Origin of the sequence: Psychroflexus salarius (assembly GCF_900129035.1) — a bacterium.
GTDB lineage: Bacteria > Bacteroidota > Bacteroidia > Flavobacteriales > Flavobacteriaceae > Psychroflexus > Psychroflexus salarius.
In genome coordinates, this window is sequence record NZ_FQTW01000001.1 from 681,669 (window position 1) to 694,900 (window position 13,232).

General features: G+C 31.7%; 12 protein-coding genes and 1 rRNA gene. 7 read left to right on the forward strand and 6 right to left on the reverse strand.

The window, feature by feature from the left end; genetic code table 11:
• The first annotated feature begins 4 nt into the window (after positions 1–4).
• On the forward strand, positions 5–544 hold the full coding sequence (locus BUB82_RS03100; RefSeq protein ID WP_073191796.1) for a DUF4136 domain-containing protein: 540 nt from the start codon (positions 5–7) through the stop codon (positions 542–544).
• Positions 545–637: 93 nt separating this feature from the next.
• Here the strand turns inward: BUB82_RS03100 and BUB82_RS03105 are convergent, their stop codons facing one another.
• Entirely contained in the window at positions 638–1,564 is a 927-nt protein-coding gene (locus BUB82_RS03105; protein WP_073191798.1) for a peptidylprolyl isomerase, read from the reverse strand.
• Entirely contained in the window at positions 1,561–2,706 is a 1,146-nt protein-coding gene (gene folK / locus BUB82_RS03110; protein WP_073191800.1) for a 2-amino-4-hydroxy-6-hydroxymethyldihydropteridine diphosphokinase, read from the reverse strand. The genes BUB82_RS03105 and folK overlap by 4 nt, the downstream gene beginning before the upstream one ends.
• A gap of 111 nt (positions 2,707–2,817) precedes the next feature.
• Between folK and BUB82_RS03115 the strand changes: the two genes are divergently transcribed.
• The 3 genes from BUB82_RS03115 (at position 2,818) to rpsU (ending at position 6,420) form a co-directional block, all read left to right on the forward strand.
• The gene (locus BUB82_RS03115) at positions 2,818–3,522 is read left to right on the forward strand and encodes a queuosine precursor transporter (protein ID WP_073191802.1); all 705 of its coding nucleotides are present in this window, start codon (positions 2,818–2,820) and stop codon (positions 3,520–3,522) included.
• A 15-nt stretch (positions 3,523–3,537) separates the two neighbouring features.
• Positions 3,538–6,144 (forward strand): AsmA-like C-terminal region-containing protein, encoded by a 2,607-nt coding sequence (locus BUB82_RS03120; RefSeq protein WP_073191803.1) that lies wholly within the window; start codon positions 3,538–3,540, stop codon positions 6,142–6,144.
• Between the two features lie 81 nt (positions 6,145–6,225).
• Positions 6,226–6,420, forward strand: a complete 195-nt coding sequence (gene rpsU / locus BUB82_RS03125; RefSeq protein ID WP_073191805.1) for a 30S ribosomal protein S21 — start codon at positions 6,226–6,228, stop codon at positions 6,418–6,420.
• 62 nt (positions 6,421–6,482) lie between these two features.
• Here rpsU and BUB82_RS03130 read toward each other — a convergent pair whose 3' ends face one another.
• Positions 6,483–7,277 carry a DUF2797 domain-containing protein gene (locus BUB82_RS03130; protein ID WP_083574454.1) on the reverse strand — a complete coding sequence of 265 codons (795 nt, stop codon included), beginning with the start codon at positions 7,275–7,277 and terminating at the stop codon, positions 6,483–6,485.
• 74 nt (positions 7,278–7,351) lie between these two features.
• On the opposite strand from BUB82_RS03130, the gene BUB82_RS03135 reads away from it, so the two are divergent.
• Both BUB82_RS03135 and BUB82_RS03140 read left to right on the forward strand, forming a co-directional pair.
• On the forward strand, positions 7,352–8,872 hold the full coding sequence (locus BUB82_RS03135; RefSeq protein WP_073191808.1) for a GH3 auxin-responsive promoter family protein: 1,521 nt from the start codon (positions 7,352–7,354) through the stop codon (positions 8,870–8,872).
• The gene (locus BUB82_RS03140; RefSeq protein WP_073191810.1) at positions 8,869–9,372 is read left to right on the forward strand and encodes a hypothetical protein; all 504 of its coding nucleotides are present in this window, start codon (positions 8,869–8,871) and stop codon (positions 9,370–9,372) included. The genes BUB82_RS03135 and BUB82_RS03140 overlap by 4 nt, the downstream gene beginning before the upstream one ends.
• Here BUB82_RS03140 and BUB82_RS03145 read toward each other — a convergent pair.
• The gene (locus tag BUB82_RS03145) at positions 9,369–10,799 is read right to left on the reverse strand and encodes an SDR family oxidoreductase (protein ID WP_073191811.1); all 1,431 of its coding nucleotides are present in this window, start codon (positions 10,797–10,799) and stop codon (positions 9,369–9,371) included. The genes BUB82_RS03140 and BUB82_RS03145 overlap by 4 nt on opposite strands.
• A complete protein-coding gene (locus BUB82_RS03150; protein WP_073191813.1) occupies positions 10,799–11,221 on the reverse strand; it encodes a hypothetical protein in 423 nt (140 codons plus the stop codon). Before BUB82_RS03150 ends, BUB82_RS03145 begins: the two co-directional genes overlap by 1 nt.
• 88 nt (positions 11,222–11,309) lie before the next feature.
• Between BUB82_RS03150 and argS the strand changes: the two genes are divergently transcribed.
• Positions 11,310–13,085 carry an arginine--tRNA ligase gene (gene argS, locus BUB82_RS03155; protein WP_073191815.1) on the forward strand — a complete coding sequence of 592 codons (1,776 nt, stop codon included), beginning with the start codon at positions 11,310–11,312 and terminating at the stop codon, positions 13,083–13,085.
• A gap of 60 nt (positions 13,086–13,145) precedes the next feature.
• Here argS and rrf read toward each other — a convergent pair.
• Positions 13,146–13,232 (reverse strand): 5S ribosomal RNA (gene rrf, locus BUB82_RS03160); the annotation flags it as partial.

The following is a 13,232-nucleotide window of genomic DNA, read 5'->3' on the forward strand; positions in this document are numbered from 1 at the left end:
AAACATGTTACGTACTTTTAAACTAATAAGTTTTGCTGTTATTTTTAGCTTACTAGGTGCTTGTAGCAGCATCAAAGTGGCTACTGATTATAGTAAAGAAGCTAATTTTGATTCTTATAAAAGTTTTGCTTTCTATAAACCTGGTATTGATAAAGCAGAAATTTCTGATTTAGACAAAAAACGCATTTTACGCGCTATTGAATCTGAACTGCTTAAAAAAGGCTTCACGAAATCTTCAAATCCTGATTTGTTAGTTAGTATTTTTACAGAAACACGTGAAAATATTAATATTCATCAAAATAATTTTGGTTATGGCTGGGGCTGGAATCCATGGTTTTGGGGACCACAAGGCATGAATACCGTTACACAAAACATAGAAGGTACACTTTTTATAGATTTGATTGATGCGCAACAAAATGAATTAGTTTGGCAAGGTTTAGGTACTGGTATTTTAGATTTAGATCAAGGTGTTGATAAAAAAATCGAAAAAATTAATCGTATTGTAGCTGAAATATTAGCAAAATATCCACCAGAGGATAATTAATGAAATAAAATTTGTTCTTATAGTTTTATATAAAAAAAGCGTAAATCAGTTGATTTACGCTTTTTTGTTAAAATGCAACTTTAAACATTTATTTTAAACCACTTCTACTTCAAAACATAAAATTGAATTTGCAGGAATTACACCTTGAATATCACGATCACCATAACCTAAATGTGGTGGAATTACAAATTTAGCTTTTGCGCCTTTAGACAATAGCTGAAGACCTTCGTCCCAACCTTGAATAACTTGACCTTGACCTAAAACAAAATTAATAGGCTGATTACGTTGATATGAAGAGTCAAATAATTGTCCGTTAGCTAATTTACCTGTATAATGGATATTAACCGAAGTTCCTGCTTTCAAAATATCTCCATCACCTTCAGCTAGTACTTTATAGCGTAGACCAGAGTCAGTAGTTTTAAAGCTATCGTCGGTTAATTCATTAATTTTCTGTTCTAATTCTGCTTTTGCTTTGGCTTCACGTTCTGATTTTGCTTCGTTAAAATCCCTAAATGTTTTTACAGCATCAAAAGCTTCAGCCGCATCTCCTATGCGTTTAATTTCGAGTGTTTCAATCTTATCGCCTTGGTTAATTTTATTGACAACATCTTGGCCATTGACGACGTAGCCAAAAACAGCATGCTTACCATCTAGCCAAGGTGTTTCATTATGCGTGATAAAAAATTGACTTCCGTTGGTACCTGGACCAGCATTTGCCATTGATAAAACACCTGCACGATCATGTTTTAAGTCAGGATGAAATTCATCATCAAAATTATAGCCTGGACCACCTGAACCATTTCCTGCAGGATCACCACCTTGAATTACAAAATCAGCAATTACCCGATGAAATTTTAATCCATCATAGTAAGGCTTACCTATTTTTTTTGCCTTATTTTCAAGTTTTCCTTCGGCAAGGCCAACAAAATTAGCTACTGTTCCTGGTGTTTTTTCAAAGGTTAATTGAACTAAAATATCGCCTTTATTGGTTTTAAAGTTTGCGTATAGACCGTCTTTCATACGTTTAAATTTAGATGAGAAATTGAATGATTTATTGTTTTTATCAGTTGATTATAGTCGCTTCTTGAGTTTACAAAATCAATAGAAGCCATATCAATTAATTTAATATTTAGTTGCTGTTGATGTTTAATAAATTCAAGGTAACCCGTATTTATTTGTTCTAGATAATCTGGCGCAATATTTTGCTCATAATCACGGCCACGTTTTTTTATATTTTCAAGTAACTGCTCGGTACTTTGGTATAAATAAACGTATAAATCTGGTTTAGGAATTTCACTATACATAACATTAAATATCTTTTTATAAAGTGAAAATTCCTCAGCTTCGAGCGTTACTTTAGCAAAAATGAGTGATTTATGCACATCGTAATCAGATACAACGAAATCAGTAAACAAATCAAATTGAGCAATATCGTCTGCAATTTGTTGATGCCGATCGGCAAGAAAAGACATTTCTAATGGAAAGGCATAACGTTTTTGATCTTCATAAAACTTTGGCAAAAAGGCGTTATCTTTAAATCGTTCTAAGATAAGTTTTGCATTAAAATCTTCTGAAATCATTTGAGATAAACTGGTTTTACCAGAACCTATGTTACCTTCAATCGCTAAAAAACTTAATTTCTCTAGTTGATTGAATTTTGGTTGAAGTTGTTCTGTAACAACTTCAATAGTAGAATTATCAGCTGTATTTGCTAATAAATCAGAAATATTAGTTTTAAAATCGGGATGTGTAAAATAGGGAATTAAATCGGCTAAAGGCTGTAATACAAATTTTCGACTGGTGAGTTTAGGGTGCGGAATAACCAAATGTTCTTGCTCTAACTTCAGTCTATCATAAAAAATAATGTCTAAATCTATAGTTCGATTGGTGTATTGATTTGGGATACGTTCTCGACCTAATTTTAGCTCAATTTCTAAAAGCGATCTTAATAAATCTTCGGCTGTTAGTCTTGTAATGACTTCTATACAAGCGTTTAAAAATTCGTTACCGTTAAAACCCCAAGCTGGTGTTTTGTAAATTTTTGAAACGCGAACAACATCACCTACTTCGCTATAAATCATATCAATAGCATCTTGAAGATGCTGTAATTTTTGTCCTTGATTACTACCAATAGCAATGTAAGCTGTTTTGTTGGTTTCCAATAGTTAAGAAAAATTTAGTACTGTTGCCTCAAACAAATTAGTGTTTTGATTGAGCATTGCTTATTAAACTAATTAAATTTGCCACAAAGGTAAACATCAACTTTAAAACTTTTGACTCTAAAACAAAAACTTTCAGCCCAACGCGTGTACCTCATTTTGGGTGCTTTATTTGTGGCTTCATTAGTAGCCTCTAATTTAATTTTTCAAAAATTTTTTTACTACGATTTTTTTGGATTGTACACATTCGAGATTTCTGTAGGAATTTTACCTTATCCTATTACGTTTTTAATCACCGATTTAATTAGTGAAATTTATGGCAAAAGAAAGGCCAATCAAGTAGTGACCGCTGGGATATTTGCCTCTTTTTTTTCGCTTTTAATTATCTTGGCAGCTGATGCAGTTCCATCAACCAATTGGAGCCCTATCGGAGACCAACTTTTTAATAAAGTATTTGGCGCAACAGGTATTGCTGTTTTTGCTTCGATGGTGGCTTATTTATTGGCACAATATATTGATATTTATATTTATCATTTTTGGAAAAAACTTACCAAAGGCAAACATTTATGGCTGCGTAACAACTTTTCAACCTTTAGTTCTCAATTTGTAGATACGGCATCTGTACTTCTATTATTATGTACATTTGGTAAAATTGAATGGTCTCTTTTTGGCGGATTACTCTTAGGTGGCTTTTTATTTAAAGTCTTAATTGCTGTTATAGACACACCTTTTTTGTATCTTTTTGTGTACCTTTTCAGAAAAGTCTACCGACTTAAACCAAACGAAGAAATTAATCTCGAAGCTGACGTAACGGCTTGATAACAACATTTATCTATGAAAAAAACACTTAAAATTATCGGTCTAATTTTAGGACTCATTATTCTTGCACTTTTTGTGATTCCTATTTTATTTGAAGATGAGATCGAAGCCAAACTTAAAAAAAGCATTAATCAAAATTTAACCGCCAAAGTTGACTGGCAATCATTAGACTTAAGCTTGATTAGTCACTTCCCAAAAGCAAGCCTTGATTTACAAGAACTCGAAATTATAAATCAAGTTGAATTTAAAGACGATACCTTAATTAAATCTGGCAGCATTTCACTAGAGTTAGGCGTTTGGCAACTATTAACTTCAGATGAAATTATTATTGACGCAGTTGAAGTTAACCAAGCTCATATTAACATTAAAGTTAATGAAGACGGCAAAGCCAACTACAATATAGCTAAGGTTGAAGCTAACGATGAAACTTCAACTGATACTAATACAAAAAACAGTAAGCCACTTCAACTTGCGCTAAACAGCTACAGCATATCAAATTCGTCTATTGTTTATGAGGATACGTCTTCAAAAATGCGCTTTAGCTTATCAGATTTTAACCATAACGGAGAAGGAAATTTAGTGGCCTCAACTACAAATCTTAACACACATACCGATGCAAAAATCAGTTTTAGGTTTGATGGCGTTGACTATCTTAGCAATAATAGCATTCAGCTTGATGCACTATTAAAAATTGATTTAGACAAGATGAAGTTTTCATTTTTAGAGAATGAAGCCTTAATTAATCAACTACCGCTTAATTTTGATGGTTATGTGCAACTATTTGATGAGTATCAAGATATTAACATTAGTTTTTCTACACCAAACGCTGATTTTAAAAACTTTATGGGTTTAATACCAGAAGCTTACGCCGGTAACCTTGAAGGTATTGAAACTCAAGGCGAATTTCAACTCAAAGGTGAAATAAAAGGTCAAGTAACTGAGACAAAAATACCTACAATAAACATTACAGGTAAAAGTAACAATGCGCGTTTGAAATATAGTGATTTACCACAACCGATTAGCCATATAGACATTGATTTAGCTGTGATTAATGAAACTGGAATTGTTGAAGATACTTATGTAAATATCAGTCCTTTTAGTTTTAATATCGCAGATGACCAATTCTCTGGAAGTTTGAAAATTAGCGACTTAACTAAGCAAATGATGATCGATTTAGCTGCTAACGGAACTTTAAACCTTGCCAATTTAAAACAAGCTTACCCCATTGAAACTGATTTACCAATGCAAGGCATTTTAACAAGTAATTTGAAAGGGAAATTTAGTTTAGTTGAAGTTCAAAATAAAAATTATGAGCATGTCAATTTAAATGGAAATCTAGGCTTAAGCAATTTTACTTACCAAGATGAAGCCTTACCGAAAGAAATAAAAATTAGCGATGCTAAGGTGAAGTTTAACACAAATACAGCAAGCTTAACTAGTTTTGAAATGCAAGCTGGCGAAAGTAACTTAAAAGCAACAGGTAGCTTAAGTAATCTTATGGGCTTTGCGCTTAATGAAGAAACGCTAAAAGGAAGTCTAAATGCTACATCTACTTATTTTAGCGTTAGTGACTTTATGGCTGCTACCGAAACTGAAAACGCTAACAAACAGCCAAGCGGAGAAACTTCAACTGATAATGATGTAGCCAGCACGCCTGAAACTGCTCAGTTACAATTACCAAAATTCTTAGATTTAACACTAAAATTTAACGCTAACAAAGTCAATTATACCAATTTCAATTTTAAAAATATGAGTGGTCGCCTACAAATTAAAGATGCGGCTGTAGAAATCAGTGATGCATCTACTGATGTATTTGGCGGAAGCTTGAATCTTGACGGACTTTTTGATACAAAGACGGCGCAACCAAATTTTGATTTTAAACTTGGATTTAATTTAGTAGATATCACCGAAAGTTTTGAAGCTATAGATCTACTAAAATCTCTAGCACCAATCACAAAAGCACTAACTGGTAATATGAACTTTGACCTTAATTTTGATGGTAAATTGACTCAAAATTTCGATTTGGTTAAGCAAAGTTTAGACGGTAATCTAAAAGCCACTATTGTAAAAGCTGGTGTCGCGCCTGAACAATCAAAATTATTAAGCGGTCTAAATTCTAATTTTAGTGGTATTAAGCTTGACGAGCTAAATTTAAAAGATATAACAGCGCTTTTAAGTTTTACTAATGGACAAATTAAAACAAAACCTTTTAGTTTTAATATTGATGATATTAAAGTAAATGCACAAGGATCTCATGGATTTGATAATCAATTAGACTATCAACTCAATTTAAATTTACCAGCAGAATATTTAGGTGATGATGTTAGTAATCAATTGAGTCAACTCGCCGGAAAATCTAATGAAAATTTTAAAGTTGATGTTCCTGTAAATATTTCGGGAAGCCATACAAATCCTGTATTTAATATTGATACAAAGCAAGCCATTAATAGTTTAAAAAATCAAATAATTAACCAACAAAAAGAAAATATTAAAGATAAAATAAGCGATAAGGTTGGTAATTTACTAGGAAATAACAAGTCTGATAGTACTAGTACAAAAACTGAAGAAAAAGTAAAAGAAGTACTTGGCGGATTATTTGGTAAAAAGAAGAAAAAAAATTAGTCTTAATTACTTTATAGTAAGAGAATTATTTCTAAATTTGCAACCTTTAAAATAAGTAAACACGATTTAATATATTTATATATGCTAGTAGTAAAAGTTAAAGATGGTGAAAAAATAGAACGTGCATTAAAACGTTTAAAGCGAAAGTTTCGTGACACTAAAGTTCTACAAACTTTACGCGACAAAAAAGAATTTACAAAACCATCTGTTGAGAAGAGACAGCAAGTTAAAAAGGCTCAATACATTCAGTCTTTAAAAGAGAAAGAGAACTTATAAACTTTCTTTGTTTTTGAATATAAAGCTTAAAGCTTTAGCGTAAATGCTAAAGCTTTTTTTGCTTATACCAGTTCTAAATCCACCACTAAACCTTCGTTATTTCTAACATTAAAAACCGTTTGATCTTCAAAAATCAGGTATTGACCTTTAATCCCAACTAATTTACCCTTATAATTTTGCGCCTTATTAAGATTTAAACTTTTAAGCTTTTCTGGATATTTTATAACTGGAAAATTAATATTGGTTTCTTTATTATTGCCAATAACATAATCTTTAGCTTCGTCAGGAATATATTGGAGTAATTGATCTCTAATTTCAATTAAATTTTCGTCTTTAATTTCATTTTTCAACATTGTTCGCCAATTGGTTTTATCGGCTACATGATTTTTTAAAGCAACTTCAGTAATTCCTGCCAAATATCGATTTGGCGCTTCTAAAATTTCGATAGCTTCATGCGCACCTTGATCTATCCAACGGGTTGGCACTTGGGTTTTTCGGGTTACACCAACCTTTACAGCACTGGAATTTGCTAAATAGACAATATGCGGTTGCAGCTGTACTTTTTTTTCATATTCTAGGTCACGATCTTCCTGGTCTAAATGTGCAGTACTTAATTCAGGCTTCATTATCCAGTCACCAACTTTAGCTGAAGACTGAAAACAGTCGTAACAGAAGCCTTGTCGGAATATTTTTTTATTTTCATGACAATTTAAACACTCATATTTCACAAAATAAAATGCTAATTCGCGATCAAGAAGTTGATTCATATTTAAGACATCAAACTCAGTTTCAAGAAAATACTGAACTTCGTCTTGAAGTTCGGTTTTCATTTTGGTAAGTAAACTGCGATATTGCATATTTTTGAATTTATATAAGTGTATTTTGTAATGATTTATTACTTTAGAATCAAAGTTTAAAGATAAAATAATTCATGCCAATTCCTATTGTAAATTCAATTGCATCGTGGTTTCTTAAAAAGAGAATCCATCAAATGGAGTTATTTTTAAAATATCCGAATGAAGTTCAAAATGAACTTTTGCTCAGTTTAATTGATAAAGCAAAGCATACTGAAATCGGTAAAATGTACGGTTTTTCTTCAATAAAATCTTATGATGATTTTGCTAAAAACGTACCAGTTACAAATTATGAAGCCCTAGAGCCTACGATAAATCGTTGTAGAAATGGAGAATCTAATATTTTATGGCCTACACCCATAAAAATGTTTGCCAAATCTAGCGGTACGACAAGTGCAAAAAGTAAATTTATCCCTGTTAGTCAAGAATCTTTAGAAGATTGCCACTATGCCGCAAGTAAAGATTTATTATGTATGTATTTAAATAATAATCCAGATGCAAAATTATTTACAGGAAAGAGTTTGCGCTTAGGCGGAAGTCAAGAAATATATAAAGATAAAGGCACACTTTTTGGCGATTTATCGGCTTTACTTATAGATAATATGCCATTTTGGGCAAGTTACAGCAGTACGCCAGGCAGTGAAGTTTCGCTAATGAGCAATTGGGACGAAAAAATGCAAGCCATTGTTAAAGAAACAATTAAAGAAAATGTAACCAGTCTAGCAGGTGTACCATCCTGGATGTTAGTTTTGATTAATAATATTTTAGAAGAAACCGAAAAAACTAACCTTAAAGAAGTATGGCCAGATTTAGAAGTATATTTTCATGGTGGTGTCAATTTTGAACCTTATAGAAATCAATACAAGCAACTTATAGACGATAAAGACTTCAACTACTACGAAATTTATAATGCGTCTGAAGGTTTTTTTGCGGCGCAAGACCTTAGTAATTCAAAAGATTTATTGTTAATGCTTAATTATGGTATTTTTTATGAATTTATTCCAATGGAAACATATGGTACAACTCAAGAAAAAATAATACCTTTAAGTGAAGTAGAGCTAGACAAAAACTACGCTGTTATTATTACAAGTAATGCTGGCTTATGGCGATATAAAATTGGTGATACAGTTCGATTTACATCACTCTCACCTTATCGAGTTCGAGTAACCGGCCGAACTAAACATCATATTAATGCTTTTGGTGAAGAACTCATTATTGAGAATGCAGAAGAAGCCATTAAAAAAACAGCTAAACAAACCAATAGCTCTATCGTTGAGTATAGTGCTGCACCAATTTTTATGGATGGAAAGGATAAAGGTGCGCATGAATGGATTATTGAGTTTAAAAAGAAACCAGAACATCTTGAAGAGTTTAGGCAATTATTAGATAAAAATCTTCAAAACATCAATAGTGATTATGAAGCTAAACGCCATAATAATATGACATTAAAACTTTTAAAGTTAAATGTAGCTCAACCAAATTTGTTTCATGAATGGTTGCGGCAGAATAATAAACTTGGTGGTCAACACAAAATACCTAGACTATCTAATAAGCGTGATTATTTAGAAGAATTATTAGCCATTAATAAGCGTTTATGAAACATTTCAGCCTACTTTTCATCGTTTTAATTTGTGTATCATGTGGCACTAAAAAAGGTTTACATGACAATGCAGTGCACTTATATAAAGGGCAACTAAAATATATTAATGGTGCCTACCACAATCAGGCAGTAAATAGCTTTGAGACTGTAAGCTTGTTAGATCAGTTAAAAATACCATACAACTCTACTGTAGAGCTTGTTAATTTGAGACTATTAAATGAAAAAGAACTTGAAGTGAGTTTTCATGATGGTGGACAATTTCAAACTCAAATTATTAAGGGAAAACGAAAAAATGGCGGTTTTAGCTTTAAAAAGAAGACCAAATGGTTTGGAATTCCGTTATTGTTTTTTCTAAAAAACAAAACTACTCACGTCCTTTATATGAACAACGACCTAGGTATTGTTATTGAAAGTGAAAATACAAAATCTCAAATGTTTTTTTTTGAAGGTAAGACAAGTAAGCTTGAAACTGAATACCATTTTGATAAAGCCATCTAAAGCTCAGTTGAAGTTATTTTACTGAGCATTCCTCTAAAAATAAAAAAATGAAACGGTAACATAGTAAACCAATAAATTCTCCCTGCAAGACCTCTCGGTCTAAATGTGGCGTTTTGATGTACTAAATTTTCGTCATCAATGTAAAATTCGAGCCAAGCTTCACCAGGTATTTTCATTTCAGCAAAAAGCAAAAGTCTTTTTTCAGATCTATCTGCATGAAGCACACGCCAAAAGTCTAATGAATCACCTGGATATAATTTTGTAGGATTTGTTCTTCCGCGGCGTAAACCAACACCACCAAAAAGTTTATCTATAAAACCTCTCACCCGCCACAGAAAATCAGCATAATACCAACCTGTTTGACCACCTATCGACCAAATTTTCTGCAGAGCCAATTCAGGATTTTTAGTTCGCATTAATTGATGATCTTTCAAGCAGCCGTATTTAGGAACTTTGATATATTTATTTAAATCTTTTTTATTGTAACGACTACTAACTTTAGAGTCTTTCCAACTCGAAATAACTTCATTCTGCTCAATTTTTGCAAAAGCTAATTGAATTGCTTTACGATAACTTGTAGACTTAAACTTAACAATCGATTTAATGCGATTATCTTTAGCAACAACTTCCACTTTCATACTATTAACAAGATTAACAGCAAGACGGTATGAGGTTGCGGTTACAAAATATAACCAGTAAGAAGATAAGCGTGGCGTCATTACAGGAACATTGATTATTTTCAATGGTAAATTTCTAACTTCAGCATACATCTTCATCATTTCTTGATACGTTAGTATTTCATCACCTGCAATATCAAAAGACTCATTATAAGATTGTTTTTTTTGAATTACACCCACTAAATAATTAAGAACATCACGAATAGCTATCGGTTGGCATTTGGTCTTAACCCATCGCGGTGTAATCATTAAAGGTAATTTTTCACACAAATCTCTCAAAATCTCGAAAGATGCACTACCAGAACCTACAATTATACCTGCGCGCAAAACAGTTAAATTAAAATTGCCTTTATACAATATTTCTTCAACATTTTTTCGAGAAGTTAAATGTTCAGATAATTCTTCTTCGTTTATAATTCCACTTAAATAAATAACTTGTTTAACATTTAAATCCTTCAAATAAGTATTAAAATTAAGAGCTGTTTTCTCTTCAGCTGAAGAAAAATCTGCTGATGAAGACATAGAATGAAGCAAGTAATAAGCTACATCAATATCATTAGGAAAGATGCTTTGTTGAACCGGCTCGAGAAAGTCAACTTCAATAATTTCAATTTTAGACTTCATATCACTATCTAAGGAAAGCCTATCTGCGCTCCTCACTGCACAAACTAAATCATGACCTTCATCAAAAAGCTTAGTTAGCAGACGAATCCCGATGTAACCATTAGCACCTGTTATGAGTATCTTCATTAATTAATTCTAGTTTGTTGTAAAAAATCGTTTTGGTGCTTAAGAATTTTCTTTAAAAATTCATGATGTCGTTTCTCTTTAACGTCAACTTTAATAAAATAATTATCACGATAGATAGAATAAACTTGAGACTGACCTTTGTAAAGCTTTAATTTATAATAAGGAATGATTAAGGCATAAGTCTCGAGCAAGGATCTAAAACTAACAATAATACCTTTTGGCCTTATTTCAATACCGCAATTATTAAGATTGTTGTCTAAAATCAGTAAATTATGAATATGAATACTAGATGAATTTATTGATAACTTACCAGAGCCAATACCTCCTAACTTAATACGTTCTAACCACTTAAAAGGCGAACCAACTTCTTTATCAATTTGTTCTTTAATTTTAGGCCGATTGTAAGATATATTTAGTAACATTTTTGATTTAAAGATACCTAATAATTGAAGTCTTTAGTCATATTGAGGTAAATATTTAGATTATCTTTGCATTTGAAAAAGAACAAAAATGAATATTAAAAAAGATTTAAGCTTAGCTGTTTCAGATTATTTAAAAGAAAATCATAATGTTGAAGTAAATCAATTCGAATTTCAACAAACTCGTAAAGAATTTGAAGGAGACATAACTTTAGTTGTGTTCCCACTTCTTAAACAAATTAAAATAAATCCTAAGCAGTTAGCTGAAAATATTGGCAATTATATAAAAGAACACATTAACGAAGTTGAAGCTTTTAATGTGGTAAAAGGCTTTTTAAATATTTCATTTACAGACAATTACTTCATAAAACAACTTCAATACATCAGTGAAACTAAAGACTATGGATTTAAAGAAGTGAATGAAAACTCACCTCGTGTCATGGTAGAGTATTCTTCACCAAACACCAATAAACCACTCCATTTAGGTCATATCAGAAACAACTTACTAGGTTACTCCGTTGCCGAAATTCTTAAAGCTAATGGAAATAAGGTGTATAAAACACAAATCATTAATGATAGAGGAATTCATATTTGTAAATCTATGTTAGCTTGGCAAAAATTTGGTGATGGTGAAAGTCCAGAATCTAGTGGAATAAAAGGTGATCACTTAGTTGGCAAGTACTATGTTTTATTTGATCAAGTTTACAAATCTGAAGTTGAAGAACTGACTAACAAAGGATATACAAAAGAAGAAGCAAAAAAAAACGCCCCAATATTAATTGAAGCACAAGAGCTTCTTAAAAAGTGGGAAAACAATGATACTGCAACTGTTGATCTCTGGAAGAAGATGAACAATTGGGTATATGAAGGTTTTGATCAAACATATAAATCATTAGGTGTTGACTTTGATAAAAATTACTATGAAAGCAAAACTTATATATTAGGAAAAGATGAGATTTTAAAAGGAATTAAAAATGGAGTCTTTTTCAAAAAAGGTGATGGTAGTGTTTGGATAGACCTAACAGATGAAGGGCTAGATGAAAAACTTGTTTTGCGTTCAGATGGCACATCAGTTTACATGACCCAAGATATTGGAACGGCAATTGAACGTGTAAAAGAATTTAATATTACCAGTCTAATATATACAGTTGGTAATGAACAGGATTATCATTTTAAAGTATTGTTTTTAATATTGAAGAAGCTAGGATACAAGTGGGCTGATAATCTTTATCATTTAAGCTATGGAATGGTTGAATTACCTGACGGTAAAATGAAGAGTCGAGAAGGTACTGTTGTCGATGCTGATAAGCTTATTGAGGAGATGATTGATTCTGCTAAAAATATTTCGGAAGAACTTGGCAAAATTGATGACTTAAATAGTAATGAAAAACAGAAGCTATATGAAAAAATCGGTAAAGGCGCATTGAAATACTTTATCCTAAAAGTTGACCCGCGAAAAAATATAATGTTCAATCCAAAAGAATCAATTGACTTTCATGGAAACACTGGACCTTTTATACAATATACATATGTAAGAATTAAATCATTAAAACAGAAATATAAAGAAGGAGTAAGTGTTCAATATTTTAACTATAATTTTAATTTAAAAGAAAAAGCACTTATCAATCTTATATCTCAGTTCCCTGAAACAATCCAACAAGCAGCTAATAACCATAGTCCTGCAATAATTTGCAACTATGTTTACGAATTAGTTAAAACCTTCAATAATTTTTATCAGAATTGTATAATAATAGATTTTGATGAGCTTGATGTGACTAATTTAAGATTAAGTTTAGCTGTCGAGACTTCAAGACAAATAAAAAAGTGTTTTAATTTATTAGGGATTGAAGTGCCTACAAGAATGTAAATACTATCTAAAAAGTAAAAAACCCTTTAGAAGAATAATCTAAAGGGTTTTATTATAAAAGGAAGGCGGCGACCTACTCTCCCACGATTGTAGTACCATCGGCGCTAACGAGCTTAACTTCTCTGTTCGGAATGGGAAGAGGTGAGC

Excerpts from the sequence above, each read along its gene's own strand:
- BUB82_RS03100 (WP_073191796.1), top strand. The coding sequence starts at position 5 with ATGTTACGTACTTTTAAACTAATAAGTTTTGCTGTTATTTTTAGCTTA.
- BUB82_RS03105 (WP_073191798.1), bottom strand. The coding sequence starts at position 1,564 with ATGAAAGACGGTCTATACGCAAACTTTAAAACCAATAAAGGCGATATT.
- BUB82_RS03120 (WP_073191803.1), top strand. The coding sequence starts at position 3,538 with ATGAAAAAAACACTTAAAATTATCGGTCTAATTTTAGGACTCATTATT.
- rpsU (WP_073191805.1), top strand. The coding sequence starts at position 6,226 with ATGCTAGTAGTAAAAGTTAAAGATGGTGAAAAAATAGAACGTGCATTA.
- BUB82_RS03130 (WP_083574454.1), bottom strand. The coding sequence starts at position 7,277 with ATGCAATATCGCAGTTTACTTACCAAAATGAAAACCGAACTTCAAGAC.
- BUB82_RS03135 (WP_073191808.1), top strand. The coding sequence starts at position 7,352 with ATGCCAATTCCTATTGTAAATTCAATTGCATCGTGGTTTCTTAAAAAG.
- BUB82_RS03140 (WP_073191810.1), top strand. The coding sequence starts at position 8,869 with ATGAAACATTTCAGCCTACTTTTCATCGTTTTAATTTGTGTATCATGT.
- BUB82_RS03145 (WP_073191811.1), bottom strand. The coding sequence starts at position 10,799 with ATGAAGATACTCATAACAGGTGCTAATGGTTACATCGGGATTCGTCTG.
- BUB82_RS03150 (WP_073191813.1), bottom strand. The coding sequence starts at position 11,221 with ATGTTACTAAATATATCTTACAATCGGCCTAAAATTAAAGAACAAATT.
- argS (WP_073191815.1), top strand. The coding sequence starts at position 11,310 with ATGAATATTAAAAAAGATTTAAGCTTAGCTGTTTCAGATTATTTAAAA.